Genomic DNA, 26,679 nt, shown 5'->3' with positions numbered 1-26,679 from the left:
ACATTTAGAATGTTCTCATGTTCACTATCTATAAATGACGAGCTTTAAAGCTCAAACTAAACGTCTATCTTCCTAAATGGGCAAGTAGCACGGCCTTGGTAATCGTGTTTTGATGAATCCATTCCGTAGATAGTTAAACAACACATACCAACAAAAGTTCAATCTCGTTGTTCGAACAGTTGCGTTCCAATGATGGAGAACTTTTTACTTATCAACTCATTAGGCTCATCTGACATGGCTTGCTCCAGTGCATGTTGCTTGAAGCTAAGATTGACCACACCCCCTTCAAGGGATAAGGATTCAATCTCAATTCGATCGCCAAGGAACAGCTCTTGTATCACGGAGAAATGTTCACCCTCTTTTTGATAAACACCAAGGTAATAAAACGCGCCACTACCAGAAGTTGTTACGATGGATGGTACGAGCCAAAGCGTTGGATGCAATCCATCTTGCTTCACCTGGCATATCCAGTGCGTATCAAGTAACAACTTCCCATAAACTTGATTGTAAGAGTAATCAGACTCATACAAGTAAGGATCCGGAGAACCACGGCGAAATAACAGGCTAGAACGAATGCTCACATCCACCATTGCCCCAGGCTTGACCATTATGGTTCTAGGTAGATTAAAACCCGTTTTCTCACACTGACTTTCCAAAACCACATATTCTGGTTGGCCAAAATCAATCACATCTCTATGATGACGCTTGGCGTGAGCGTTTGTTATTCCTACTGATAAACTCGCTGCTAGCACCGAGCAAACCGTAACAAACTTTATAATGTTCAACATATAACTAAACTAATCCCTGTCCTGAGCTATTCGTATGTGCACATTACTGTGAGCCGCGTATTCTAACAGGCTATACGGGCTTTTATAACTGACTTTTGTCAATCTTTGATTGCATAACAATTCAAGCCTTAACGCTTGGCAGGCCTAGTCTCTGTAAGTTATTGTCACACAGTGAAATACTGCTTTTTTGCGTGCTAGTCTCACCTCATCAGTTACTTCTTTTCAAACGTCCCTCTTTGTTCATCATTTGAAATAATTTAAATATTTCTGAAACCTTACTGTAATCATTTATTCATTTACTTCTGGTTAAATTCATCAGCGAAATCGCTACTTCAAAGCAGTGATTGCGAGAGCTTCTTGCAATTCAATGCAAAACTAAGAGAAAAAATGGAAGATCTAAAGCTAGGAATTGATGTCATCAGAGACCAAAAATCGGTCGAGTATCACTGGGTTAGAACAATGTATGTGGAAGGGTATTCTGAACAAGAGATCGATCACTATATTAACCAATGTTTTGGTGGTGATTCTGTATTTGCGCACCTATTCAGAAAAGTCGCGTTACATCAAGAAAGTGTGTATGTATTGATGCAACACTTAGGTCATGCACCGTCAAACCTCGAAAATATCTAACTAAATCAGTACTGTAGCTGCCAGTATCTAACATTCCTACGTGATTTTTGGTAACGACAGAAAAAGTTATACATTGATGTTTTGACAAACGACTTCGATCTCACCAGGTTTATGAACTTCGTGTTTATTAGCCTCGTGTTTAGGCTCATGTTAAATCGATAGCACTTGTATCATCAGCAGTCATTCAAAAAGCAATGACGTCGAGAAAATCAGTTCCGCTTCATGGCAAACATGATCACTTAATGGACCATTGTTCATCAAGATGAGTCCATAACAGCGCTCAGAGATAAAGCCTATATGTTCTTAGCAAAGATATGGGTGGACTGTTATTCAGCCTATTTGATATCTCATTATGTAGTACACTCATATGTAACAACATATTAAACAAAGACTTAATTACGTCTTTAAGAGATACATATGGACATATTTTCTTCTCGATATCACACCTTGTTCACCCTAGTATTGCTTGCAATTACTTTCACCTTCAGCACATTTAGCTTTGCTCAAGATGAATCTAAAACAATACCAACATCACGAACAGAACAAGAGTTAAAAAAGATAAATAAAGAGCTAAAAGAACTCTCTGATACGTTGGCAATATCTAGTGGGGAAACAACAGATGCATTGCAACTTAAGCTATTTCAAAAGAATGAAGAATTACGAGCGGTATTAGCAACTGCAGTAAACCGAGGCTCCCTACCCGAGAAAGAGCTAATAACCCAGATAGAATTACAAAAAGACTATTCTAAAAGCGCAACAGATTACCTAGAACAGCAAATTAAAGAGCTTAACGTCAAGATAGACTCAGCAAAGAACGAAGAACGATTAAGTCTTATCAATGATTATCAGGAATTACAGCATTATCTCAATACCGTCACTCAATCCAGTTGGCAAAATATTAAATGGCTTCAAACCTTAGGGTTGGATGAAAGCATAGGAGAAAAGCAGCTTAGAGTCGTTATACTGCAGCGTTTGCGCTTAACTTCAGCTACCGTTGAGTACTTAAATCAGCAAATTGGAGTCATTGGCAAGCAACTTTCCGTCAGTCCTGAGTCAGAAAAATCCGGTCTGCAGCTCAGTCAACTTGTGATAAAACAACGCATGAGTATTGCAATAAAGAGTTTAAGCACTCTAATATCTGTTGCAGATCAACTTGCCATCGATACCTCAGACTACAAACGTTTAATGTTTGAAATCACTGGTAGCATCACTCAAGATCTACTTGATGGAAAGGTTGTACTAACGATTCTTTCCCACTGGTCTAACTCAACCTTAGAGTGGCTAGGCACTACCGCACCGCACTATCTATTCCAACTGCTTATCTTTGCTTTACTCATACTCAGCACAAGAGTAGTGGTTAAACTGGTTAGACAGGTCATAAAGAAAACAGTGTCGTCCAAAAACCTCAATCTCTCTCAGCTTATGCAGAACTTCTTTATCGGCATATCCGGCAATATAGTGTGGATAATAGGCATTATGATTGCCCTAGCACAGCTGGGCCTTAATCTGGCGCCAGTGTTAACGGGTTTTGGTATCGCTGGGGTCATTATTGGCTTTGCTCTTCAAGATACGCTATCAAATTTTGCAGCCGGTATGATGCTGCTTATCTACCGCCCTTTTGATGTAGGTGATTTTGTATTTGCAGGAAGTGTAGATGGCAAAGTGAGTCACATGAGCTTAGTTAACACCACTATCAAAACTTTCGACAACCAAATCATCATTATCCCTAATGGTAAAATTTGGGGAGACGTAATCAAAAATGTCACTCACGAGCGCTTACGTAGGGTCGATATGGTGTTTGGTATTGGTTACGCTGATGATTTACTCAAGGCTGAGAAAATCCTAACCGAGATAGTGACCGCCCACCCAGCAACTCTAAAAAATCCAGAACCAAACATTCGTGTTCATACCCTCAACACGTCATCTGTGGACTTCATCGTACGTCCTTGGGTAAAAACAGATGATTACTGGGATGTGTATTGGGATATAACTAAAGAAGTAAAACTGACCTTTGACCGAGAAGGGATTTCCATTCCTTTTCCACAGCAAGATGTGCATTTACATATGGTGGAGAAGTCGGAGTCATAAAACCGTCTACTTCGAACGATCATTATGATGTTCAGCTCCCTCTAATTTCACTTTAAATCATAAAAAAGGGGAGCCAAAGGCTCCCCTAGTCTTTTATCTGAATTGAAGAGTTTAACCCTTCACACCACCAGAGGTTAGACCACCAACCAACCAGCGCTGAGCGAGTAGGAATACGATAGTGATTGGCAATGCAGATAGTACAGCTGCCGCCGCGAAATCACCCCATAGATAGTTCTGAGGGTATAGGTATTGCTGCATACCTACCGCTAGGGTGTACGAGTCAACATCTGATAGTAGTAGAGACGCTACCGGTACTTCACCCACTACTGCGATGAACGACAGAATAAATACTACCGCTAAGATTGGCACTGATAGTGGCAACAGAACCAGACGGAATGCCTGCCAAGGTGTTGCGCCATCAAGCGCTGCTGCTTCTTCAAGCGAGTTATCAATGGTTTCAAAATAACCCTTGATAGTCCATACGTGCAGTGCGATACCACCTAGGTAAGAGAAGATCAAACCACCGTGTGTATTCAAGCCTAGGAACGGAATGTACTGACCTAGTTTGTCGAACAGTGCGTAGATAGCCACAAGCGCAAGTACCGCAGGGAACATCTGGAAGATCATCATCGCTTTCAGGATGGTGCTCTTACCTTTAAAGCGCATACGAGCAAACGCGTAAGCTGATGTAGTTGATAAGACCACGATAAGAATCGAAGAAATACCCGCTACTTTTACCGAGTTCCACAACCAAGTTAATACTGGGAATGGAGGCGGTGTTACTGTGCCGTCTGCGTTCGTTACAGAGAAGCCTAATGCCAGCTTCCAGTGCTCAAGTGATGGGTTATCAGGAATAAGACTACCCGTTGCAAAGTTACCCTCACGGAATGAGATCGCAATGATCATCAACAGTGGGAAGATAATTAGGGACAAGAATGCCCATAGAGCAATATGTGTTGCCCAAACACGGTATTTAAGGTTTTGACCTTGTACCATTGCCATTGTATTGCTCCTTAATCTTGAGACAGCTTAGTGAAACGAAGGTTTAGTAGTGCCATACCACCTACCAATAGGAAGATAAGCGTTGCGATTGCACTTGCTAGACCGAAGTCTTGACCGCCACTACCTTCAAACGCGATGCGGTAGGTGTAGCTTACGAGTAGGTCGGTATAACCTGCTGGCTCAGATGTGCCAATCATGTTTGGACCACCATTGGTCAATAGCTGAATCATTACAAAGTTGTTGAAGTTAAACGCAAAGCTCGCGATAAGTAGCGGTGTCATTGGTTTAATCATTAGCGGCACAGTAATGTGGAAGAAGTTCTTTAATGGACCTGCTCCGTCAATTGCTGATGCTTCATAGAGATCTTCTGGAATCGCTTTAAGTAGGCCCATACATAGGATCATCATGTAAGGGAAGCCAAGCCAGGTGTTTACTATCATCACCATGCTCTTCGCCAAGAATGGGTCTGAGAACCAGTTTGGAGAGATGCCGAAGATTTGGTTGAGCACTAAGTTTATTTCACCAAAGCTTTGGTTAAACAAACCCTTAAAGATCAGGATTGAGATAAACGCTGGAACCGCATACGGAAGTATCAAGAGTACGCGATAAAGCCCACGGCCTTTCAGCTCTTCCCATTGCACAACACTTGCAAGCACAAGACCAATAACGAGAGTAAAGATAACCGTAAGAACAGCAAATACGACCGTCCAGATAAAGATGGAGATAAACGGTTCTTTGATGCCATCGTCTTTCCAAACACGCTCAAAGTTGTGTGTACCAATACCTACCACAAAACCAGGAGAAACTGTGCTGCCAACGAATTGACCGTCAGAGTCAACGGGTTGATAGAAGCCCACTTCCATATTCGGCTTAAATAGCTCGCCTGTTTCATTATTCTTAAGGGTTTCTTTGTCCCAAGTGCCATCAACCGTATGTTTTTCAAATAGTGGTTGAACACCAGCAAATTTACGCAAACCGCTCATGCGAACTTCTTCGCCATCAGGTTTGATGAAGTCGATCTTGCTTAACATTGGGCGAGCTTTAATGATGCTCTTAATCGGTTCTACATCACCAGAGATAGAGTTCTCACCGACCGCTACAAGCTCAAGTTCTTTACCTTCAACGTCTTTTGTTAGAGTAAATTCTCGCGTTGCTAAGGTTGATTCACCATCGGTGACGGTAACAATGTGTCCACCAGCGGTTTTAATAAGTTTGAATGGGTAGCTATCACCGCTTTGGAAAGTGCGGTTTTCTAAAACTGACTGAGCACGTTCTAAAGTGAGCTGATTCTTCGCACTGTAGTTAGTGAAAGCTAAGTTAACTGTGTACGCCAATGGGAAAAGAATGAACAAAATCATCCCCGCAACACCTGGGTAGATATAACGGTGTGCGTACGTTTTTTTGCTACCAAAGATGTATAGCGCTAACGCGGTTAAAATCAGTGTAAGAAGGGCAAAGGCCGTTTCTCCACGAGCATACATTAGAACGGTTGCATAACCGTTTACAATTCCGACTAAGCCAAGAGTTGCCCACTTCAATACTGACTTAGTATTGTTGGCAACGGAAGGCGTCTCAACAGAACCAGAAGATTGAACTGTCTGCATAAAAAGAACCTACTAGCGAATAAATAAAATACAAAAAAATAAGGAGGGGTTACCCCCTCCTAAAAGGGTGTTACTTAACCATTTGCGCTTTAGCGTCAGCTAGAGCAGCGTCAACTGTTTGACGACCATCAACTACGTTGATGATAGCGTTCTTAGTTGAACCCCAGTATGCGTTCATCTGAGGGATGTTTGGCATGATTTCACCATTTTCAGCACTTGCCATTGTTGCTGCAATACGAGGATCAGACTCTAGTTCTTTTTGGAAAGATTTAAGAGCAACTGCGCCAAGTGGTTTGTCATCGTTTACTTGACGTAGACCATCGTTAGTCAGTAGGTAGTTCTCTAGGAACTCAACTGCTAGGTCTTTGTTTGGTGAAGCTGTGCTGATACCAGCCGTTAGAACACCAACAAACGGAGAAGATGCTTGACCTTCGAACGTTGGAATTGTTGTTACGCCGTAGTTCACTTTGTTGTCGTAACCACCCCATGACCATGGGCCGTTGATAGTTAGAGCAACTTCGCCTTTAGCAAAAGAAGAATCAGCAATTGAGTAATCCATGTCTGCAGAGATTACTTTCGTATCTACTAGAGACTTGATGAAGTTCATTGCATCTTTCACGCCTTGCTTGTCGATACCCACATCTTTCACGTCGTAACCAGCATCAGTGTGTTTGAATGCATAACCACCGTTAGCTGCCATTAGTGGCCATGTGAAGTACGGTTCTTTCAGGTTCCACATGATTGCTTTCTTGCCGTCTTTAGCAAGTTCAGCGTCAAGAGCTGCGATTTCTTCCCACGTTTTTGGTGGGTTAGGTACTAGGTCTTTGTTGTAGATAAGAGCAAGTGCTTCGATAGCTACAGGATAACCGATAGTTTTGCCTTCAAAGTTCACTGCGTCCCATGCGAAATCAACAATGCCTTCTTTTACTTCTTTTGAAGGTTTGATTTCAGCAAGAAGACCTGCTTCAGCGTAACCACCAAAACGGTCGTGTGCCCAGAAGATGATATCTGGACCGTCACCTGTAGCAGCTACTTGTGGGAAACGAGACTCTAAGCCATCTGGGTGAGCAACAGTTACTTTAATGCCTGTGTCTTCTTCGAAGCGTTTACCTACTTCTGCAAGACCGTTGTAACCTTTATCACCATTGATCCAGATAGTAAGTTGACCTTCTTCGATTGCTGCGTTTGCACCAAACGAACCAAGAGCAACTAGTGTGCCAAGTGCCACTGTGCTTAGGGCTTTTTTCATGAGTTTAATCCTTTTTTATTATTGACGTAGGGCTATCAATTATTATTCCTGAGAGCCAAATTTCATCATCTATCATCCGCTAGTACCCTTCACTCATCATCATCCTGAGTACTACGCCCTATACAACCTAGCGCATTTTCGTGATCTCGCTCGCTCATCAGTAGTGACCTAAATCACAGAACCTAATTTCCTGTGATTTAGGTCACCAGAATGAGGACAATAAAAGTGATATTGATCAGTTTGCCGCTCTACTCCACCCCTCCCCCTCCTCCCCCGCTACTCCCCCTACAAAAAATCTCATCAGGAGGATGTCGCTAGGTATAAAATTGCACAAACTAGCAACATCCGAGATATGGATGGTAAGAACCCTTTTCTAACGAGATTTGTTAGATTTACATTTCAGGATAAGCTAATAGTTACTTTGGTGATGTGCGTGATGAAGTTCATGACGGGGAACACACCCAAAGTACGGGGGATATTAGCGGAATTTCGAAATGGGCAGGTGGTGTTACCAAAATAGTCTAATGTCTACTAGCTCTGGGGGGAGCTTCTGATATTAGAGTTTTGTGTTCACCACCTTTTTTCTTTCCTTTTCTCTAATAGAAAATTTTGCAAAATTACTTCTGTTTCCTATTTTTAGTGCTCATGGAATAATCGATAACCATAAATGAGTGCTAAGTTGTAAAAATTAAAATTGAGGATCAACTCAAATGACTAGTGTCACGTTAAAAAATGTTTGTAAATCCTATGGTGACGTAAAAATCTCAAAGAACGTCGATCTAGACATTAAAGAAGGCGAATTTGTAGTATTCGTAGGGCCGTCGGGTTGTGGTAAATCCACCCTTCTACGCTGTATTGCGGGTCTAGAAGACATTACTTCTGGTGATCTTTACATTGGTGAGCAGCGCATGAACGACATCGAGCCTTCGAAGCGCGGTGTGGGCATGGTATTCCAATCATACGCTCTTTATCCTCACCTTAACCTATATGACAACATGTCATTTGGTATGAAACTGGCTAAAGCAGACAAAGATGAAACCAAAAAGCGCGTTGAGCATGCTGCAGACATCCTTCAGCTAACTCACCTACTGGATCGCCAACCTAAGGCACTTTCTGGTGGTCAGCGTCAGCGTGTTGCAATCGGCCGTACACTAGTTTCTCAGCCTCAAGTTTTCCTTCTTGATGAGCCTCTTTCTAACCTTGATGCCGCACTTCGCGTACAAATGCGTAGTGAAATCACTAAACTTCAGCGTCAACTTGGCTGCACCATGATCTACGTAACACACGATCAGGTTGAAGCAATGACGATGGCCGACAAGATTGTGGTTCTAGACGGCGGTTACGTATCTCAGGTAGGTAAACCTCTAGATCTATACCACTACCCGCACAACCGCTTTGTAGCAGGCTTCATCGGCTCTCCTAAGATGAACTTCATCAGTGTTCACGCACTTGAAGCTACAGCAGAATATGTGAAAGTTGAGCTAGAAAACAAAGTAGCCTTCAATATCCCTGTAGACGGCACAACCGTTAATGTTGGCGACCGTATGTCTCTTGGTATTCGTCCTGAGCATCTACTGATGTCTGATTCTTCAGAAGCAACCATCGAAGGTGAAGTGACTATCGTTGAAAAACTGGGTCAAGAAACTCAAGTTTACCTATCGGTAGAGAGTGCTGATACTGACATCAACTTCCGTCAACCAGACACACTACAAGTTGAACCAGGCGACAAGTACGCTATCGGTATCGACCCTAAACGCTGTCATCTATTCCACGATGATGGCCGCGCATGTCGCCGTCTACATCAAGAAGTAGGCGCTGATATTCCTGAGGCGTAATTGCTTTTAGGTGTTTAGAATTGAAAATCCCTCGATAATATCGAGGGATTTTTTTATGGGCGGGCGGTGGCGGTGATGGTGATGGTGTCGCTATAAGAACCCGCTCTAGCTTGACTAGTATCGCCAATCCTAACCTTCAACTGTTTGCTCGTAGATTTGCCATAGCCAACCCTTGGCAATATCACGGCGTTGTTAAATTCAACTTTCTTATTGTTAAGGTAGAGACTGTAAGGCACGTAACTATTTTGCAGCTTTTTATGCTTCAATTTTTCATAGTCGGCATCAAAGAGTAATCCTACATTTGTGTTGGCACGAAAATACAGATTCAGTGTTTTCACTTGATTCGTTTTAAGAGTGCCAAAGTTAACGATCGTACGCTTCGTGCCTTTACCATTAACCTTGAGTTCTACAAAAGGAGCAACCCGTATCTGTGCTCTTTCAGAAATAGCTTTAATGCCATCAACCCCAACTATAGAAAAGTTAAGCTGTGAGGTGTACGTACCCGGGTTGCTACTTAATGTATTCGGAACTTCCAACCATAACTTCGTCTGCTCTCCTAAAGAGAGAGGGTAAATCACCCCTTTATTAGTTATAAATCCGGTATTAGAGCCTGAAGCATCTGAAATCCATCCTTTTAATAAGGCATTATTACTCTGTAGCTGTACACCCTGATGGACTGTGGAGCGGATGTACACACCTTGTGGGTTGCATTCCCTCAAGGTTTTTGATGCTTGAATAAATATCGGTATGCGTGCCTTCTCCCCCACAAAAGAAATGCTTGAATTCTCAACCTTAACATCCCAGCGTCCATTACAAGTCTTCGCTATTACTAAATTACTTACTAGTAGAGTCAGTACAAGAGCTACAAACCTAATCATGGTTGCCTCCCTTTTACAGTCAACTTAATTGGTTCTAGATAAACCAGATTGCTCTCAGCATCCTCAATTATCAATTCACCAACAAAATAAGGACGTCCTCGCATCTCAACACGGTAACGTCCCGCCTGCATTCCATCTAACGCAAAGCGCCCCGCTTTATTAGTAAAAAATGCTTTTTCTTCTGTTTCTAAAATAATAACTCCATTTCTTAATGAAATAGGTTTACCGTTCTCATCCCACATTTGTCCTATTACAGTTTTGGATGCTTCTGAACCCACTCTAATTGTATGTCCAGTATAAGTACCGGCTGTAAACTCATAGCTATCTGGACCGTAATCGTAGCCCAGTGGAGCGTCAGGAACATCTATATACAACGTTGATGTTCCGTGTGCACCGTAAATAGGAACTAAACCAGATAGGCTTTGTGAAGCGATTGACTCTGGTTCATCTTCCGACACTCCGTTAATTAAGACAGGTGCTTCCAAGGTATCATCAACTTTTACAATTACTGCTGGACCACGATAGCTTCTTCCCCAGGCAACATCTGTGTCCATAACCGAAACTGCGGTACTGAACCTAGCTGATACGGCCTGATTTTTTTCATCGTTTAAATCATCGAGCTCGGCTTGATATTCAAGTTCTGTCGTGAAACGGTTCGCAACATAATCACCGCGAACGGAATAGTTCTGGTCATCCTCACCTGCATCTGCAATTAATTCATAACCATACCCCCCAGGTGTTGACTGGGAAAATTTAGAAAATGTACCGCGAACCCTGTTTGTCCGTGTTTGGTACTCAGCACTTGCCGAATAAAAATCTAACGAAGAATACCAATCCCATCGTGCGACAAAGTAATAAGACGTTTCACCAACAGATGTACTTTCATCATACTCATACTCAATACTGCTCGTAAAAGTAAAATCTAATGGTGCCCAAGTTATGTCCAAGGCTCCGAAATAAGAGCTTTCTTCTGAGTCTTGATCCAAAAACCAACTACCGCGAAGTGTGTAATCAATACTTGAAGTTACGTAATATCTATAGTTCCCTAGCAACCGCATACCAGATATTAAATCTCCACCAACTATCCATGGTGTTGCTCTATAATCAGAAAATGCCTCATATGACAATCGTAGGTTAGGGCTCGAGTAACCGTAGTTTCCAAATATGCTGTGCTCGTAGTCAATGCTCGCTATAGTTCCGAACTCGTCTTGATCCTGGTATGCCAATCCACTGAAACGACTACCAATATTACCGAATGGCGCGCCCAAATTAATAACACCACCAATTATTTGACCGTCTGGATGGTACGCTGAATTAAGACCAATAGTTAAGTGATCAGTTAGTCCATATTCATAGAACCCTTGTGCAACATACTGTTCTTCATCGTATTCATATTCAGTATCGATAATATTAGATATAGCACCTACGTATAACGAAAAATCGCTAATACCTCTTCGCAATAAACGTGTATTGAAAAATTGGCTGTAATTGATGACTTCACGTTGTCCGGATTGATACTGAATCTCGATTCTAATATCGTTACTACCTTGGTCTAAAGGCAAATCCTCTAGTTGGTATCGGCCTGGAGAAAGCCTGAGATCAGTAAAGTAGATGTCATTAATGTAGATATAGACATTTGCGCTCTCTCTCAAATAAATAGATTGAGAGCCTCCGTTTTGAATATTTCTTTCTGGCTGAAGACTGGACCATAATCGTTCTATAGCAAACCCTCCCAAATTAACTGATGGGATATGCCCCGATGTCAAAGTACTTACATCTCCAAGCGAGAATCTAACCGGGTACCTTGGCCTATCAATGAACATTTTGACATCCCCTCTGTAGGCTCTAGAGTCACTTTCAAACAACTCTGAATCTATTCCTTCTACATATCCAGCCGCTTCGAAATTAATGCCGAAAGCTCCACCAAGATTTCCTGTAGCTACCCACTCTCCTAGCCATCGATTGGCTGCATTACTGTCATCATCTACTACATAATCATTGGTAAAGTTAAACACATTGTGCCAAGCAAAAAATGCCGATTCTGAATACACCTTATCTTTATAAGCACCATCAAAATCTATTAAATTCTTATTCGTTGCATCTGCTTGCAACTGAATATCCAAACTTAGATCATTCGAATTAAATTTTAGCCATACCCCGAGTTTGTTTAACTCTTTGTTAGTTATCTTCTGAGACCCGTACTTCCCTATTTCTTGACGTATATTTGGTGAAACCACACGACTCAAAACTTTGTTAATTTCATTAGCTGGAACCCCTTTTAGTGACTCACCATCAGTGAAAACATTAACCTCTCCTACAACCTTATCGTCATAGTAAACAGGCATGGGGAACAACCACTCTTGATTTGCAAAAAGTAGCTCACTAAAAAGAACACAAATAAGTAGCAAATATGCTTTCATAGCAATGAACTAATAAGGACCTATAATCTTTACCTTCTTAGAATCTACTACTTGCTTAGGCAGTTTTATTTTTTGGGTTCGACTGGGCAGTAAATACCCTGCTGTTTCCACGTTCAAATCAGCCCATCCTAATGACTCTGATAACAAACCACTAGAGAATTCAAAACGAGTAAGATTCAAGTCATACACGCATGAACTGGGATTGCTTAGTATTAAGCTACCATTTGAAATAGATGATGTTACTTCCGGTTTACAGTTCATAGGTGATACAAAAATCATGGTCGAAAAATTAACCATAAACTGTACTGACCCGCTGCCTTCTTCAGAGTCATCACTCGTTTTTATTTGTTCAAAAATCACTCTATAAACAATCGTTTGAGGAATTAACGCATCCCCAAGGTATCTCACCCTAAACCGTTGACTAGCCTGTGCAGCAATCTTAGATTGAGGAGGAAGTATCAAGAAATCATCACCGGTTTCATTCAACACTTCATTTCCCAAACTATCGAAATTAACTTGGTACACAACCGCTTCAAGGACAATTTCTTGCGAGCCAGTATTAAGAATTTCATAGCTCCCTTGAGAGGCTTTACCTGCAACCTCAAAAGTTTGGAACATTGGTGATACTTGATACGCCGATACATTAAATGAAACCATTAACAACAATAGAATTGATACACAAAACCTCTTCATTGAAACGTCCCTCCATATCCCTACGGAAAAGTGGGCACACGTGCCCACATAAATTTAGAACTCAATGTTAGAAAGCTTTTGCTAGGCCATTAAAGTGGCATACCACTCACGGTTAAGGTCAAAACATCTCTATATCGCCCTGCTGTTTTACCATTAACAGCACCTAGGTTCTTAACTTTTAACATCGTTGCAGAATTAACAGCTACTCCGCCTTCATCAAACATCCAAACAAATGACTTCTCAGAACCACCAGTGTCAGCATTGAAAACTCCTAGACCACCTACATCTACATCGTAATTGATATAGGTATTCTCTACGTCAATGTTCTTCAATGCACCATTAGCAGAAGCAATTTTTAAGTAAACTGATCCAGTATTACAGCTCGCTGAAAAGTTACCTACTTCAACATCATCAATGCTGCCACCACGGGTAAGTTGACGAGACCTAAACAGTCTAATATCCGTTGCTGATGGCAATGAAATGTCACAGATACAAGGTATGCGACCTTTCAATACTATTTGAGTTGACTCGGTACATTTTGGACCACACTCATAATTACTGTGGTCATCATCATCGTCGTCATCGTCATGGTGATGACCATTCCCTTGCCCTTGATGCTGATCATGTCCACGCCCTTGATCATTATCGTGTCTATCACCTTCACCTGTCGCTAGCACACTTCCACTCATGCCTAGCGTCAGCAAGCTGACTAATGCTGCTAACCAAAAACTCTTCATCTTCAATCCCTCGCTAAGTTTTACTTTTAACCACGTTGCGAGAAAAGCTTAGTGTTGCTATTTGGTTTTCACGTCACCCTATATGGTGAGTTAGGTTCCATTCATAGGGTGATTTTTGGGTGAATTTGTCTTTTGTTGTACCGCTAACGCAATAAGTTCCGCTCTTGAGTGCACATTGACCTTTCTCATGACACTGGAAGCATGGGTTTTTACCGTATTGATGCTGACATTAACTGACTCTGCTATCTGAGGATTATTCAATCCTTTCAAGATCATGAGACAGATATGCTTCTCTTTAGGCGTCAGCGCATGAATGACTGCAAAGTCATCCGCAGCTACGTGTGGATCAAACTCGTTAGTCACGTAAGCTTTGGCTAATTTGCTAAGATCTTGGCGGCTATACCAAAGCTCACCATGGCTAATGGCTTCAACAGCAGGAGCGAGCTGTTCTAAACAGCGTCGTTTCATTATCACTCCGGAAAAGCCATTAAGAATCCAATCGCCTAGCTGGAACCCCTGTTCTTCAACGTTAACGGCTAACCAATCACCGTGTTCATGAACTGGGTTTACGCCGTTTCGCACAGGACTGCTGACCGTCTGCATGTCAATAAGGTAGATACTTCTTGAAATTTTATCGCGGTTTGGACAGAAGCAATCGCTCACACAGGTGAATGAAGAAAATCGAGTCGATGAAAAGTGTTGTTTCAATATCGCTGTGGATGCACTTGCAAACTCATCTGAGCGTGTCACTACATAACCACATGCATAAGAAAGAGACATGGTTCCTCCCTAAACGTCTCTGGCTCAAACGGAGGTATACCAATATAAAGGAAAGGCTGATCATCCCTAACTGACGTTTAGGAATGTAGATAGAAGCCTTTACAATTCCGTTTGAAGGCATTTTAAAGGTAGAAGTTTATTGAGCTAAATCAATATCTAAAAGAAGGCGATATCGACAGCTCTATGAAGCCATTAATCTAAGCTATTGATACTTCACAAAGTATTCGGTATGTGATTTTTAGACGATTTTGGAATATAAACACTTATTTTTATCAGTACCCTCGATATGGAATGGCGTGCATAAAAAAACCGAGCTTCATAGCTCGGTTTTTACACACTCATCAGACCGAATCTAATGAATTGGCGCGTCTGATTTTGCGTAGAACTTAGCAAAATGCTTCTCAAGAGCTTCTTGTGTTAGCTCTCCCGCTTCTTCTAGCTTTTTCAGCTCCGCAACGATTTGCTTTTGCTCTTCAATTGAAGGAAGTTGCTCTTCTGGCTGCTGTTCGGCTTGCTCCGCCATATCGGCTAGCTCTTTCTCGAAATCACTCACAATTATTACCTCATATCTAGACTGACCTGAGTTTACTCAGCTGAGATTGTCAGGTCAATCCAATGATGAAACCCTTATAACGTAAAAAGGCCCCTCTAACAAAGAGGGGCAAAGTTCCATCGCTTATTATTATAGTTAATTCCGTTTCTAAACAGTGCTGTTAACCGAAGTCACCGTTTACGTAACCCTGAGTGCGATCATCTCTTGGGTTACTGAAGATTACTTGTGTTTCGTCGTGCTCTACCAACTCACCCATTAGGAAGAAAGCGGTACGGTCAGAAATACGACGCGCTTGTTGCATTGAGTGCGTTACGATAACAATGGTGTAGTCTTTCTTAAGATCTTCCATTAGTTCTTCGATTTTATGCGTTGCGATTGGGTCAAGCGCTGATGTTGGCTCATCCATTAGGATGACATCGGGTTCCATTGCAATAGTACGAGCGATACATAGACGCTGTTGCTGACCACCCGACAAACCAAATGCGTGTGATTTTAGGCGATCTTTCACCTCATCCCACAAAGCAGCACCACGAAGTGACTTTTCCACCACCGTATCGATGTGCTTTTTATCTTTGATACCTTGGGCGCGAAGCCCGTATGCTACGTTCTCGTAGATACTCATTGGGAATGGGTTTGCCTTTTGAAATACCATGCCTACTTTAATGCGAAGGTCTGCTACGTCGATGTTGCCGTAGATATCTTGACCGTCCATTTCAACAAGGCCGGTGATTTTCACACCTTCAATCAGGTCGTTCATGCGGTTTAGACAACGTAAAAGCGTTGATTTACCGCAGCCTGATGGACCAATCAGAGCCGTTACTTGGCGCAATGGGATTGGTAAGTTAATGCTTTTTAGCGCTTTATTGTCGCCATAGTAAAGATCTAGGTTTTCGATATTAAATTTGTTCATTTTTCAGTATCTCTTAAATTCTTTAAAGTCTATCTAGCAACAATTAGTAAGTAGCTTTGTTGAAGCGGCTAGCGATTAGCTTGGTTAACATGTTGATCAGTAGTACCACTACGATAAGTACAGTCGCTGTACCGTAGGCTTGGTTCCACTCGTCGATAGTAAATAGCTCAGTTGTTAACTTGTATAGGTGAACGGTAAGCGTACGGCCTGAATCAAATAGTGACTCAGGAATACGTGCAACCATACCTGCTGTCAAGAATACAGGGGCTGATTCACCGATAACACGACCAATACTCAAGATAACAGACGTCAAAATACCTGGTGTTGCACTTGGCAAAATCAAGCGCCAAATAGTGTAGATTTTTGACGAACCTAATGCGTAAGAACCTTCACGAAAAGTTTGTGGCACAGCCATCAATGCTTCTTCAGTAGCGCGGATAATCACCGGCAAAATCAGAATACTTAGCGTTAATGCACCAGATAGAATTGAGAAGCCCAATCCCAAAATGGTCACAAAGAAGGTCATACCAAATAGACCAAAGATAATTGACGGGATACCCGCCAGTGATTCAGTACAAAAACGAATCACTTTAACGAACTTACTGCCCACTTTTGCATATTCAGTGAGGTAGATAGCCGTCATGATGCCCAATGGCGCCGCTATAGAAATTGAAGCGATAACCATATAGATCGTAGAGACGATCATTGGGAAAATGCCCTGAGAATCACCGGTACGAGAGTAATCACCCGTGACGAAATCCCAGTCTACAAACTGCAATCCATTAGACAGGATGTACCAAATAACCCAGAACAAAAAGCCTACAGTTAGACCCGCTGACAACCATACAAACAGTTTAAGCATGTTGTCTTTGCGCTGGCGAGCTTGTTTTAGTTTTACTGTATCCATTTCTCTTATCTCGCTTTTTGACGGTTAAGGTACAAAAGCGCACCGTTTAGCATCATGATGAAGACCAGAAGCACCACACCAGTTGCATAAAGCGCACTAGCGTGAACACCACTTGCATAAGACATTTCGATAGCGATGTTCGCAGTTAGAGTACGTGCTGCATCAAGAATGCCTTCTGGCATTGCTGGAGCGTTACCCATAACCATGATGATTGCCATTGTCTCACCAAGTGCACGACCGATACCCAGAATGACACCCGTCATGATACCTGAGCGAGCTGCTGGCACGAGAAGCTTGAATATGGTGTAAATCTTTGAAGCGCCTAAGGCAAGAGAGCCTTCTTTGTACGTGCGAGGCACAGCGCGGATAGAGGTCTCCGATACGGTAATTACCGTTGGAAGAATCATCACGCCCAGAACAATGATACCCGCGAGGATTGTGTTACCTGCAGGAACATCAAAGATATCTTGAATAAGTGGAACGATGATAACCAAGCCAAAGAAGCCATAAACCACAGATGGGATACCGGCTAACAGTTCGATAGCTGGACGGATAAGGTCAGCAACTCGCTTTGGTGCAATCTCAGCAATAAAGATCGCCGTTAATACACCCACTGGCACACCGAACAAAACCGCGCCTAGCGTTGACACTAACGAGGCAACAATCATGGTTGCAACGCCGTATAGCGCCGGTGGCAACCAGTTTTGCCCTAAAACGATGCCAGAAATACCCGCTTGTTGAAATGCAGGGATACTTTCTTTAAAGATAAAGTAAGCAATGATGGCAAGTGAAACGATACCAATAATGGCACTGGATAAGAACAGACCATGGAAGATTCGTTCTCTCCAATCTACGCCGCGATCTTCTCTAATTGAAGGGCCGCCAGCGATAGCAGAAGTCTGAACATTCTGATTTTTCATAGAAAAATTCACTATTAATTGCGATGGTAAAATCTAATGTGCACTAAACCCAGTCATTAACATGGGGTGCAAGTAAAAGCTCAGCCTTCACAGGCTGAGCAAATTTAAAGTCGTTCGAATTAGTTTACTGTGATGTAGCCTTTCTTAGCTGCGATGCCTTGAGCTTCGTCACCAACCATCCAATCTAGGAATTGTTGAGTTTCAGCTGTTGGCGCGCCATCTTTGTAAAGTACTAGGAATGGACGAGCAACTTTGTAAGAACCGTTTTGTACGTTCGCTACAGTTGCAGCCGCACCATCGATAGCTAGAGGTTGAACAGTCTCGTCAACAGTACCTAGAGAGATGTAACCGATAGCGTATGGGTTGTTTGCTACAGATACTTTAAGAGCACCGTTACCGTTTGCAACTTGAGCACGTTGAGAAATCGCTGATACTTTCATACCAGATACTTCCATTTTAAGGCTCATGATGTCTTCGAATGCACCACGAGTACCAGAAGCTGTGTCACGAGTGATTGCTACGATAGGCTTGTCGTCACCACCAACTTGGCTCCAGTTTGAGATTTCACCTTTGTAGATTGCAGTGATTTGCTCAGCAGTAAGCCCTTGAACAGAGTTGTTAGGGTTAACTACAACTGCGATACCGTCACGAGCGATAACCAACTCTTTCAGGTCGTCAGATTTTTCTTCAGTTTTTAGGTCACGAGAAGAGATACCTAAATCAGCAGAACCGTCTTTAGCAGCACGAACACCAGCAGAAGAGCCTGGCGCTTGGATTTCGATAAATACTGGTTCACCCTTGTTCATGTAGGTTTCAGCAAAAACTTCAACCAGTGGAGCAGCACTGTTAGAACCAACAACAGAAATAGTTTCTTTTGCTGTTGCAGTGTTCATAGATAGTGCGCCTAGAAGTGCTACTGCACCGATAACTGTCTTTTTCATCTGTTTATCCTTAATGGGAATCAATTTCACGACATTCATATTGTCGTGGGTTTGTTTAATCGACGAGGGACACTTTAAGCGTCTTTTATGACACTTATGTTTCAGAACCTTGAAAGGTAAATGACAATTAACGGTTATTTATAAGGTGCATATGCAACGATTCGGATACGTAGGATTGAGCGGTGTTCAGAGTTTGGATACTAAATTGATCAGCCAAAATCAGGTGACCATCAACTTACAATTGATTAGATAAAGCAATTAATAACAACGAGTTACAAGGTAAAATCGGAGTGAAACCTTTAAGGTTTAGCGACTAATTATTCGCTATTTTGCAAGCTCCAGCCTTCAAAGTCAGAGGAAACCACTAGAGATATTGAGCGAATAGACATCAATTACACGTCATGAAACTGTCACAATTAAATACAAATTTGCAGAAATTTACCGTACAGCTTTTGAGGCAATCGAACAATTAGGTGTTTATTGCCCTATTGACTAGGGTCTGTTGACCTTTTGCGATTAAATTTTGCTCGACCAGAAATCATTTAATCAAGGCGAGGGACTTGCCGCCTAGTCATCTAAGCAAAAGTCGCTCAACGCAGAGTAAATGGGTTCTGGACGAGCCCTTCTTGCCGAGCCCTTCGGGTAGCGCTTTGTTGGGCATTTCTACCGCGTTAGTCACTTTTCATGTGGAACCACCACACCTAAAAGCGACTGCCTTGTATTAATACCCAACAAATCGCTACAAAAATAACCTCAAAAGGTCAACAGATCCTAACTTCCAGACATAAAAAAAGCGAAGCTCTATGGCTTCGCTTTTCAAACACTATGCTGGATTAATCGTCACTATCGACTTTAGGCGGAGTCTTTTTCTTAGGAATAAACACCGCATCACCCACTGCCACATTAGTGTGGAAGGTTTTATCGCGCTTAACAGACTTCTTCGCCACTTTCTTTTGCGTTGTCGCTGTCTTAACGGGTTTACCACCCTTGCCTTTGAACGCAGGCTTCTTAGGTTTCAAACCTTTGAATTTACCTTTTAAGCCCTCAAGCACATCAAAAGAAAGATCTTGCTGAAGGAAGCTTTCAACACGCTTGAAGCTGTCCCAGTCTTTTGGCCCAACAAGAGAGTGCGCCATGCCTTTATTGCCCGCACGACCTGTACGGCCAACACGGTGCACATACTCTTCAGTGTGTTTTGGCATATCAAAGTTGATAACGTGAGATACATTCGCAATATCGATGCCGCGAGATGCAATATCGGTAGTCACTAATATTTTAAATACCGTACGTTCAAATTGACTCATGATGGTATTACGTTGCGTCTGAGTGAGTCCGCCACTCAATGCTACCGCCTTGAGGTTGTTCTTATTCAGCTCTGCGGTTAAACGCTCTGTATCCGAGCGAGTGGCCGTAAAGATCATCACCTGATTGTAATCGGCTTCTTCTATTAAACGGTGAAGAATGGCTTCTTTATGGTCAAGGTGGTCACAGAGGTAAAATTTCTGTTCGATATCGGTGTGGTGCGCGTTAGCACTGTCGATAGAAATACGCTTTGGATTGTTTAGCATCTCCATCGCCATATCATGCACTTCAGCATGATCTAGAGTTGCAGAGAACATCAGTGTTTGACGGCGGCGGTGCTTTGCAAGATTATGAATACGACGCAGCTCTGGCGCAAAGCCAAGGTCTAGCATTCTATCGGCTTCATCCAATACCAAGGTATCGAGTCCATCAAGGAATAGTGAGCGATGCTCAAGGTGATCAGCTAGACGTCCAGGGGTTGCAACAATAAAGCGAGGGTATTTACGCAATGCTTTTACTTGGTCATTGAAGTTTTCACCACCAACAATAAGTGTCGCGGTATAAGAAAGACCACCTAGCATAGTGCGCAATTCGCCATACACTTGTCGCGCCAATTCACGTGTTGGCGCTAAGATAACACCACGTGGATCTTTTGCTGAGAATGCTTTGCTTTTAAGAGCCTTGTGTAGCATTGGCAAAACAAACGCTAATGTTTTACCAGAACCGGTCTTAGACGATGCCAACAGGTCTTTGCCTGCCAACGCAACAGGGATGGCCTGCTGTTGAATTTCGGTCGCACTCTTAAATGAGTAATGATCCAAATTCTTCATTAAACGATTGTCTAAACCTAATTCTCTAAACTTCAAAGTGCTCTCCTAAACGGGGTTAGTATGCTTCTCACCTGCCCTAGGTTAGTAATAGAGAAAGCATGCTATAAAAAAATCCGGCTAATAATACCCTAGTTGGCGACTTAGATCACAAAAATATCTCATTATCACAAGACTAAAAAAATACATTTTGCAGATAATTACCTAATTTTTATAAATTATTCGAACATATTTTATTCAACGTCTACACTAAGAAAGCCAAAGGTAATTATGGCTTTACTAAAAAAGAAATCAGGGAGTTCGTATGAATAATAAATTTTTACTCATAGCAGGGGTTAGTTCAGTTTTATTATTGGCTGGTTGTGCTTCAGGTCCAGACGAAGAAACTACAGCTAAAATGGCAGATCAAGACGCTAAAGTATCTCAGCTTGAACAAGATGTGGCAGCATTGAAAGCAGCGCACGAAAAAGATGCAGCAATGCATGACCAATCTGCAATGGAAGCTAAAGAGGCCGCAATGGCCGCTCAAGACGAAGCAGCTCGTGCAAACGAACGCCTAGACAATATCGCTCAGTCTTACACCAAGTAGTCTCACTACACACTAAATTTTAAAGCCAGCTTAATTGCTGGCTTTTTTGTGTCTGTCACTTTTAGTTCTTAGAACCTAGCAAAAAATTGCATCATTATTCAAATGAGCCCTCATACACCATAATCGGCATTCCGGTTTGAATTTGAATGACGCCATTAACTCTTGAATAAGCTTCTTGGTAAGTGTCCAACCATATTTGCAATTCCAGTGGCCAATCAAATGACTGTTTGCTGCCGTTCCTTGCTGTTAAAGGTTCATGGGATTCGACAAAGACGCTGTGGTCTGGCTCTACCGCCATCTTAATAGGCTGATTGACAATCTCTACACGAGTTCTTCGCTCTACTTGCGCAAATAGCCACTCAATGTCTGAAGGCTCCATTCGAATACAGCCACTACTTACCCTGAGTCCAATACCAAAGTCTTTATTTGTACCATGGATTAAATACTGTCCTGAGCCATAGCTCAGGCGCATCGCATATTCCCCTAGTGGGTTGTCTGGCCCTGCTGGCACTTTTTCAGGAAGCTCAATACCCTCTTCTTCGTAAGCCATTCTTATCGATTTAGGAGGCGTCCACGTCGGGCTTTCAATCATCGCACTAATGGAAGTCACCATTTGTGGTGTCTCTCGACCAATACGGCCAATGCCTACTGGAAAAACATGCACATGTATTCCATCGGGGTCGTAATAATAAAGACGAAGTTCGGCAAGATTAATAACAATGCCTTCACGTTTTGCGGTCGGCAAGATAAAACGATTAGGGATTGTTAGCACCTCCCCTCCTTCAGGAAGGAAAGGGTCAATACCTCGGTTGGCCGCAATAAGGCTTAATAGGCCTACATCATATTCGTTGGCAAGGCGGGCAAAGGTTTCTCCTCTTTCCACTTGGTGACGCTGTAACTTACCCACAACATGACTTCCATCGGTTGGTAACTTGAACGTCGCCGCTTGTGCACCTGATAAACAAAAAGCCATCAAGACAACTATCTGTACTACGAATCTAATCACCACTGCCCTTAGCATCCTTATACATCTGCAAAGCTTTTTCTCTTTGCTGTTTATGGTCAACTATAGGTTGAGGATAGTTCAAACTCCCGAAATCAGCCCACAACCAAGGACAATGCACGTATTTGGTGGGAACGTCTTCTAGTTCAGGTAGCCACTTTTTAACAAAGCTGCCATCGGCGTCGAATTTTTGCCCCTGAGAGATGGGGTTGAAGATCCTAAAGTATGGCTGGGCATCACAACCGGTAGAGGCTGACCACTGCCACCCTCCATTATTTGCCGCAAAGTCGCCGTCTACTAATCGGCTCATAAAGTAGGCTTCACCATCATGCCAATCCAGTAGCAAATCTTTAGTCAGAAAGCTGGCCACGACCATGCGAAGACGGTTATGCATCCAACCGGTTTCATTGAGTTGCTTCATGGCGGCATCGACAATCGGGTAACCTGTTTCACCTCGTTGCCATTTGGTGAGGTGTGCGCCCTCTCCTTGCCAGTGTAAATTATCACTCCAAGGGACAAATGCCCTACCCTTGCATAATTTTGGCTCAAAGTAGATCAGATGCTGATAAAACTCCCTCCAAATCAACTCGCTTAACCAAGTTTGTTCCCCTTCATCTAATTGCTCGGGGTGGCGACCGTTTAAGAGCCTAGCCACACACTGCCTGACAGAGAGCATACCTAGCGCTAAGTACGGGGAAAGTTGGCTCGTACCATCAATAGCGGGAAAGTCTCTGTCTTGTTGGTAATCCGAGGCCCTTTCGATGGCAAAGCGCCTAAGCTCTGCAATCACAGTCTTGGTATCACTATGCCACTTGGAGCTGTCTGCAGTTGGGTAATCCAGATCTGAGTTGACCTGCATGTTTTCATCCAATAACGCATTACGCTCTATGGTCTTTGGCTTATGCACCAAGCTTTGTTCGACGGAAAAGCGTTGTAACCAGGTTTTTTTAAAGGGAGTAAAGACTTTAAAGTAGCTCCCTTGCTTGTTAAGCAAAGTGCCGGGTGTGAAAACACATTTATCCGCCAGCAACGAAAGCTCGACCTGATGAGCAGACAATGTCTTTTGCGTAGCCTCATCACGCATTACTTCATTGACTTCATATTCCGCATTAGCAAATACTTGGTCTATGTTGAAACGAGTACACAGCTGCGCAAGTAACAAGGGGCATTCATTAAAGCTTGCCACTGTCTCGACGTGCAGGGAGACATTAAGCGCTTTAAGCTCTTCCGAAAGCGTCACCAAACGTCTGCGAATCAGATCCGCCTGCATCGGTGACATGTGATGCTTTTTCCACTGCTCAGGTGTAACAACAAACAGGGCCATAAGGCCCTGATTATCGCGTTGAGAGTCGCTAATGGTGCGGATTGCTTGAATTAGCGCGGTGTTATCAAGCGTTCGTAAGTCTCGACGAAACCATACTAAACCTCTCATACACACCCCTTATCACAAACTGTAACGTAAGCGCAGTTCTTGCGGGTGTGGGTCAAGAAACTTTTGGTTCTGCAAATATTCGTCTGGATAGAGCGAAAGGTAGTGCTTAATGAGCGTTAGCACGCTTAACAGCGGCAGTAATCCTTCACGATATTCATCAATGACCTTACGAAGCTCCTGCTTCTCTTGTGAAGAGAGCCATTTTTTAAAGTAACCTTGAATGTGCATCAAAACGTTAGAATTGTTTTTACGGCTAGCGCGATTAGTTAACGCTTCCATAAACTTCAAACGATACAGTTGAAAGAACTCCTCCGGATCATAGTCAGCGACACACGCCACTAACTGACCCAACTCTTTGTAAGAATCAGGGTGATGCGCCATAAGAGTTAACTTATAACGAGAATGGAACGCCACTATTTTACCTGAAGTAGGCTGGCCTCCCATGCAGTCATAAAAATCTCTCAAACCAAATACTCTTGAGATGAAGTTTTCTTTAAGCACAGGGTCGTTGAGGCGACCATCTTCTTCCACAGGCAACCAAGGCATTTCCTTCATTAGAATTTCCGTGTACATTCCAATGCCTTCTTTCGAGGCGCCCCCTTTGGAATAGACCTTGACGCGCTCCATGCCACAGGTTGGTGACTTCGCACAAACAATGTAACCGCACAACTCTTGACCCTTGAGTTCTTCTACCTTGTTATTTGAGTAGGTAAGCATCCCATCGGTGTAGTCTTTAGAAGCGTCTTTTGTTTCGACCAATGCGATGCGCTCTTCGTTAGTCACTAGTCGAATGGTTGGGCGAGGTACGCTCATCCCCATCCCTACCTCAGGGCAAACGGGAACAAAATCAAAGAAGGGAGCGAGCTCTTTAGTAACAAACTTGCTGATCTTATGGCCGCTATCGAAGCGGACTTTTTCACCTAAAACACAAGCACTTATGCCGATTTGAATATGTGTATTGTCTGGTGTTTCTATAAATGCATCTGCCATCTTCATTCCTTGATTTCTGACTGAGAGTCGAAGTGTTAACTTATCATTAAATGTTACGCAACAAATAGAACAAACGAGCACTTCTAATTAAAAAAATGTCTGCAGAACAAAAAATTAGGTAAAATCAATCTAATCTTCCAAACCTAGTATTGCCCGTGTCTGATAGCCTTTCTCCACAATTACTTGCGCTTAACTTCTGCAAAAATCCATTATGTGCTGATTTTGGCTCTCTAAATGCCGCTAATTACTCATTGTCACTTAGTATCAATAATCCGCAAATTGCCTGCGTTAGCTGTCACTCTATTTCACCAATCATTTCGCCTACCGAGTTAAACGAAGAAGTAACAGCACAACTTGAACACATGAATTTGGGGCTAACCGCATGCACAAATGAACAATGTGAGAATGTAGGCTTAAACGTTCAGCTGCACCCTAGCCGCTACTATGCTTTTGGTTTTAGTGGAGATAAACAACGTTATCGTTGTAAGAGTTGTCAAAAAACTATCGTCGATAGGTTTTCAGTAAAAAACCCCAACTTGAAGACCCACGTGACAATTTTAGCGTTATTGTTAACCGGATTTAGCCTTAAAGAAATTGCAGCCAAACTAAAGATTCAGGCCAAAACGTTAAATGATCACATCAAATCTATGGCGACTATTTGCCGCCAGAAATCATCGGTGTTTGATCATCATTGGCACAATAAGGGGCAACACTTTCACTTGGGTAGTGATTGGAATTTTTTACAACCTAAAAGCCACAATGGTGTACTGTGGGTATGCACTGCTGACCTGGATTCTCACTACATTGCCCTGCAGTCTTTAAACCTGAACGAGCAAGAAAACATCACGGGTCATCGTTTCATTGGTAGTGACTTCCTAGCAAGCATCAATACAGCGCCGCTCCCACCCAAAAGTAGCACTTTGCGAGATATCCTAGAGTCAATGAGCACCGGGCACCAAGAGCGCAGTCACCGCAATAACCCTTTACATAACCAAACTCAGCTCAATTACCCAGCTAAATCTAGCTTAGTCTCCCCTATCTATTGCACGGCAGCGCATTATCTACGCCTAAACCATTCACTGGGGAACAAAGAGCAAGTGGTCATCAGTATGAGCTTTGAGCCCATGCTAGCGGATGCAGCCATGCTAAGCTTCAATGCGATGCGCCAAAAGCAATCACTCGACCTTCTATATCAACTGGATGATGAGAAATGGACAGAAGGTAAAGCAGGTAGCAAACCTCAAATCTTCAAGTTTAAAGACTCTGAGGTGCCTTGGTCACTCTCAGAACAGTGGCACTTGAGAGGTAAGGCCGACCAGCGTGCTATCTGTCAGTTAGTAGAAAGTAACCTCACTCAAAAACAGGCGCATCAACTCCCTAAATTGTCTCCGGTTACCCATTACATGGATCGTTTTCATGCTATGTTCAAAAGCAGTGTTAATGAACCAAGAAGAAAAAGGCGTCCTGAAGGGTTGCTACCGTTACTTGATATCTATCGAGCGTGGAATAATCTGTGTCATCAAGAGAAGCCTGGAGAAACGCCAGCGGTGAATGCTGGCATATCAGAAAAACCATTGTCACTTGACCAACTACTTCAGTGA

At 42.7% G+C, this 26,679-nt stretch carries 23 protein-coding genes; 5 read left to right on the top strand and 18 right to left on the bottom strand.

The window, feature by feature from the left end; translation table 11 throughout:
* Positions 1 to 158: 158 nt before the first annotated feature.
* Complete coding sequence (locus OCU35_RS14985; RefSeq protein ID WP_261826435.1) at positions 159 to 788, bottom strand: hypothetical protein; 630 nt, start codon at positions 786 to 788, stop codon at positions 159 to 161.
* A gap of 387 nt (positions 789 to 1,175) precedes the next feature.
* Between OCU35_RS14985 and OCU35_RS14980 the strand changes: the two genes are divergently transcribed.
* Complete coding sequence (locus tag OCU35_RS14980; RefSeq protein WP_017028703.1) at positions 1,176 to 1,418, top strand: hypothetical protein; 243 nt, start codon at positions 1,176 to 1,178, stop codon at positions 1,416 to 1,418.
* Positions 1,419 to 1,835: 417 nt separating this feature from the next.
* A complete protein-coding gene (locus OCU35_RS14975) occupies positions 1,836 to 3,506 on the top strand; it encodes a mechanosensitive ion channel domain-containing protein (RefSeq protein WP_261826434.1) in 1,671 nt (556 codons plus the stop codon).
* A gap of 111 nt (positions 3,507 to 3,617) precedes the next feature.
* On the opposite strand, the gene malG is transcribed toward OCU35_RS14975, so the two are convergent.
* From malG to malE, 3 genes are all read right to left on the bottom strand, one after another.
* Positions 3,618 to 4,508: a maltose ABC transporter permease MalG gene (gene malG / locus OCU35_RS14970; RefSeq protein ID WP_017028705.1), complete on the bottom strand. Its 891-nt coding sequence runs from the start codon at positions 4,506 to 4,508 to the stop codon at positions 3,618 to 3,620.
* Positions 4,509 to 4,519: 11 nt separating this feature from the next.
* Positions 4,520 to 6,112, bottom strand: coding sequence for a maltose ABC transporter permease MalF (gene malF / locus OCU35_RS14965; protein ID WP_261826433.1), 1,593 nt, complete (start codon positions 6,110 to 6,112; stop codon positions 4,520 to 4,522).
* A 70-nt stretch (positions 6,113 to 6,182) separates the two neighbouring features.
* A complete protein-coding gene (gene malE, locus OCU35_RS14960; RefSeq protein WP_017028707.1) occupies positions 6,183 to 7,361 on the bottom strand; it encodes a maltose/maltodextrin ABC transporter substrate-binding protein MalE in 1,179 nt (392 codons plus the stop codon).
* Between the two features lie 710 nt (positions 7,362 to 8,071).
* Here malE and malK point away from each other — a divergent pair.
* Positions 8,072 to 9,196: a maltose/maltodextrin ABC transporter ATP-binding protein MalK gene (gene malK / locus OCU35_RS14955; protein ID WP_017028709.1), complete on the top strand. Its 1,125-nt coding sequence runs from the start codon at positions 8,072 to 8,074 to the stop codon at positions 9,194 to 9,196.
* A 53-nt stretch (positions 9,197 to 9,249) separates the two neighbouring features.
* On the opposite strand, the gene OCU35_RS14950 is transcribed toward malK, so the two are convergent.
* The 11 genes from OCU35_RS14950 to OCU35_RS14900 all read right to left on the bottom strand — a co-directional run bounded on the left by OCU35_RS14950 (position 9,250) and on the right by OCU35_RS14900 (position 21,103).
* On the bottom strand, positions 9,250 to 10,074 hold the full coding sequence (locus OCU35_RS14950) for a Csu type fimbrial protein (RefSeq protein WP_017028710.1): 825 nt from the start codon (positions 10,072 to 10,074) through the stop codon (positions 9,250 to 9,252).
* On the bottom strand, positions 10,071 to 12,494 hold the full coding sequence (locus OCU35_RS14945) for a fimbria/pilus outer membrane usher protein (RefSeq protein ID WP_261826432.1): 2,424 nt from the start codon (positions 12,492 to 12,494) through the stop codon (positions 10,071 to 10,073). The genes OCU35_RS14950 and OCU35_RS14945 overlap by 4 nt, the downstream gene beginning before the upstream one ends.
* Before the next feature lie 9 nt (positions 12,495 to 12,503).
* Positions 12,504 to 13,187 carry a fimbrial biogenesis chaperone gene (locus OCU35_RS14940; protein ID WP_017028712.1) on the bottom strand — a complete coding sequence of 228 codons (684 nt, stop codon included), beginning with the start codon at positions 13,185 to 13,187 and terminating at the stop codon, positions 12,504 to 12,506.
* An 89-nt stretch (positions 13,188 to 13,276) separates the two neighbouring features.
* Entirely contained in the window at positions 13,277 to 13,924 is a 648-nt protein-coding gene (locus OCU35_RS14935; protein ID WP_261826431.1) for a hypothetical protein, read from the bottom strand.
* A gap of 90 nt (positions 13,925 to 14,014) precedes the next feature.
* Positions 14,015 to 14,704, bottom strand: coding sequence for a helix-turn-helix transcriptional regulator (locus OCU35_RS14930; protein ID WP_017028714.1), 690 nt, complete (start codon positions 14,702 to 14,704; stop codon positions 14,015 to 14,017).
* Between the two features lie 352 nt (positions 14,705 to 15,056).
* Entirely contained in the window at positions 15,057 to 15,257 is a 201-nt protein-coding gene (locus OCU35_RS14925; RefSeq protein WP_017028715.1) for a hypothetical protein, read from the bottom strand.
* A 160-nt stretch (positions 15,258 to 15,417) separates the two neighbouring features.
* Positions 15,418 to 16,167 carry a phosphate ABC transporter ATP-binding protein PstB gene (gene pstB / locus OCU35_RS14920; protein ID WP_017028716.1) on the bottom strand — a complete coding sequence of 250 codons (750 nt, stop codon included), beginning with the start codon at positions 16,165 to 16,167 and terminating at the stop codon, positions 15,418 to 15,420.
* Positions 16,168 to 16,210: 43 nt separating this feature from the next.
* Entirely contained in the window at positions 16,211 to 17,074 is an 864-nt protein-coding gene (pstA, locus tag OCU35_RS14915) for a phosphate ABC transporter permease PstA (RefSeq protein ID WP_017028717.1), read from the bottom strand.
* A gap of 5 nt (positions 17,075 to 17,079) precedes the next feature.
* Positions 17,080 to 17,994, bottom strand: coding sequence for a phosphate ABC transporter permease subunit PstC (pstC, locus tag OCU35_RS14910; protein WP_017028718.1), 915 nt, complete (start codon positions 17,992 to 17,994; stop codon positions 17,080 to 17,082).
* Between the two features lie 119 nt (positions 17,995 to 18,113).
* A complete protein-coding gene (locus OCU35_RS14905) occupies positions 18,114 to 18,935 on the bottom strand; it encodes a phosphate ABC transporter substrate-binding protein (protein WP_017032408.1) in 822 nt (273 codons plus the stop codon).
* An 833-nt stretch (positions 18,936 to 19,768) separates the two neighbouring features.
* Positions 19,769 to 21,103 (bottom strand): DEAD/DEAH box helicase, encoded by a 1,335-nt coding sequence (locus OCU35_RS14900; protein ID WP_017028658.1) that lies wholly within the window; start codon positions 21,101 to 21,103, stop codon positions 19,769 to 19,771.
* 265 nt (positions 21,104 to 21,368) lie between these two features.
* Between OCU35_RS14900 and OCU35_RS14895 the strand changes: the two genes are divergently transcribed.
* Positions 21,369 to 21,653 carry an Lpp/OprI family alanine-zipper lipoprotein gene (locus tag OCU35_RS14895; RefSeq protein ID WP_261826430.1) on the top strand — a complete coding sequence of 95 codons (285 nt, stop codon included), beginning with the start codon at positions 21,369 to 21,371 and terminating at the stop codon, positions 21,651 to 21,653.
* A 94-nt stretch (positions 21,654 to 21,747) separates the two neighbouring features.
* Here OCU35_RS14895 and OCU35_RS14890 read toward each other — a convergent pair whose 3' ends face one another.
* The 3 genes from OCU35_RS14890 to OCU35_RS14880 are packed head-to-tail and all read right to left on the bottom strand — an operon-like array spanning position 21,748 to position 25,078.
* The gene (locus OCU35_RS14890) at positions 21,748 to 22,674 is read right to left on the bottom strand and encodes a L,D-transpeptidase family protein (protein WP_390208987.1); all 927 of its coding nucleotides are present in this window, start codon (positions 22,672 to 22,674) and stop codon (positions 21,748 to 21,750) included.
* The gene (gene phrB, locus OCU35_RS14885; RefSeq protein ID WP_261826428.1) at positions 22,652 to 24,088 is read right to left on the bottom strand and encodes a deoxyribodipyrimidine photo-lyase; all 1,437 of its coding nucleotides are present in this window, start codon (positions 24,086 to 24,088) and stop codon (positions 22,652 to 22,654) included. The genes OCU35_RS14890 and phrB overlap by 23 nt, the downstream gene beginning before the upstream one ends.
* 12 nt (positions 24,089 to 24,100) lie before the next feature.
* Entirely contained in the window at positions 24,101 to 25,078 is a 978-nt protein-coding gene (locus tag OCU35_RS14880) for a YbgA family protein (RefSeq protein WP_261826427.1), read from the bottom strand.
* 155 nt (positions 25,079 to 25,233) lie between these two features.
* On the opposite strand from OCU35_RS14880, the gene OCU35_RS14875 reads away from it, so the two are divergent.
* The gene (locus OCU35_RS14875; RefSeq protein ID WP_261826426.1) at positions 25,234 to 26,679 is read left to right on the top strand and encodes a hypothetical protein; all 1,446 of its coding nucleotides are present in this window, start codon (positions 25,234 to 25,236) and stop codon (positions 26,677 to 26,679) included.

Origin of the sequence: Vibrio breoganii, assembly GCF_024346795.1 — a bacterium.
GTDB classification, from domain to species: Bacteria; Pseudomonadota; Gammaproteobacteria; order Enterobacterales; family Vibrionaceae; genus Vibrio; species Vibrio breoganii.
The sequence above is the reverse complement of the archived record's forward strand: the minus strand, read 5'-3'. Positions and strand labels throughout refer to the sequence as shown.

What these genes read in the sequence shown, in the direction of transcription:
- phrB (WP_261826428.1), bottom strand. Translation starts at nt 24,088, where the DNA reads ATGAGAGGTTTAGTATGGTTTCGTCGAGACTTACGAACGCTTGATAAC.
- pstB (WP_017028716.1), bottom strand. Translation starts at nt 16,167, where the DNA reads ATGAACAAATTTAATATCGAAAACCTAGATCTTTACTATGGCGACAAT.
- OCU35_RS14880 (WP_261826427.1), bottom strand. Translation starts at nt 25,078, where the DNA reads ATGGCAGATGCATTTATAGAAACACCAGACAATACACATATTCAAATC.
- malK (WP_017028709.1), top strand. Translation starts at nt 8,072, where the DNA reads ATGACTAGTGTCACGTTAAAAAATGTTTGTAAATCCTATGGTGACGTA.
- OCU35_RS14935 (WP_261826431.1), bottom strand. Translation starts at nt 13,924, where the DNA reads ATGAAGAGTTTTTGGTTAGCAGCATTAGTCAGCTTGCTGACGCTAGGC.
- OCU35_RS14940 (WP_017028712.1), bottom strand. Translation starts at nt 13,187, where the DNA reads ATGAAGAGGTTTTGTGTATCAATTCTATTGTTGTTAATGGTTTCATTT.
- OCU35_RS14985 (WP_261826435.1), bottom strand. Translation starts at nt 788, where the DNA reads ATGTTGAACATTATAAAGTTTGTTACGGTTTGCTCGGTGCTAGCAGCG.
- OCU35_RS14930 (WP_017028714.1), bottom strand. Translation starts at nt 14,704, where the DNA reads ATGTCTCTTTCTTATGCATGTGGTTATGTAGTGACACGCTCAGATGAG.
- OCU35_RS14890 (WP_390208987.1), bottom strand. Translation starts at nt 22,674, where the DNA reads ATGCTAAGGGCAGTGGTGATTAGATTCGTAGTACAGATAGTTGTCTTG.
- malE (WP_017028707.1), bottom strand. Translation starts at nt 7,361, where the DNA reads ATGAAAAAAGCCCTAAGCACAGTGGCACTTGGCACACTAGTTGCTCTT.
- OCU35_RS14895 (WP_261826430.1), top strand. Translation starts at nt 21,369, where the DNA reads ATGAATAATAAATTTTTACTCATAGCAGGGGTTAGTTCAGTTTTATTA.
- malF (WP_261826433.1), bottom strand. Translation starts at nt 6,112, where the DNA reads ATGCAGACAGTTCAATCTTCTGGTTCTGTTGAGACGCCTTCCGTTGCC.
- OCU35_RS14980 (WP_017028703.1), top strand. Translation starts at nt 1,176, where the DNA reads ATGGAAGATCTAAAGCTAGGAATTGATGTCATCAGAGACCAAAAATCG.
- OCU35_RS14975 (WP_261826434.1), top strand. Translation starts at nt 1,836, where the DNA reads ATGGACATATTTTCTTCTCGATATCACACCTTGTTCACCCTAGTATTG.
- malG (WP_017028705.1), bottom strand. Translation starts at nt 4,508, where the DNA reads ATGGCAATGGTACAAGGTCAAAACCTTAAATACCGTGTTTGGGCAACA.
- pstC (WP_017028718.1), bottom strand. Translation starts at nt 17,994, where the DNA reads ATGAAAAATCAGAATGTTCAGACTTCTGCTATCGCTGGCGGCCCTTCA.
- OCU35_RS14945 (WP_261826432.1), bottom strand. Translation starts at nt 12,494, where the DNA reads ATGAAAGCATATTTGCTACTTATTTGTGTTCTTTTTAGTGAGCTACTT.
- pstA (WP_017028717.1), bottom strand. Translation starts at nt 17,074, where the DNA reads ATGGATACAGTAAAACTAAAACAAGCTCGCCAGCGCAAAGACAACATG.
- OCU35_RS14905 (WP_017032408.1), bottom strand. Translation starts at nt 18,935, where the DNA reads ATGAAAAAGACAGTTATCGGTGCAGTAGCACTTCTAGGCGCACTATCT.
- OCU35_RS14950 (WP_017028710.1), bottom strand. Translation starts at nt 10,074, where the DNA reads ATGATTAGGTTTGTAGCTCTTGTACTGACTCTACTAGTAAGTAATTTA.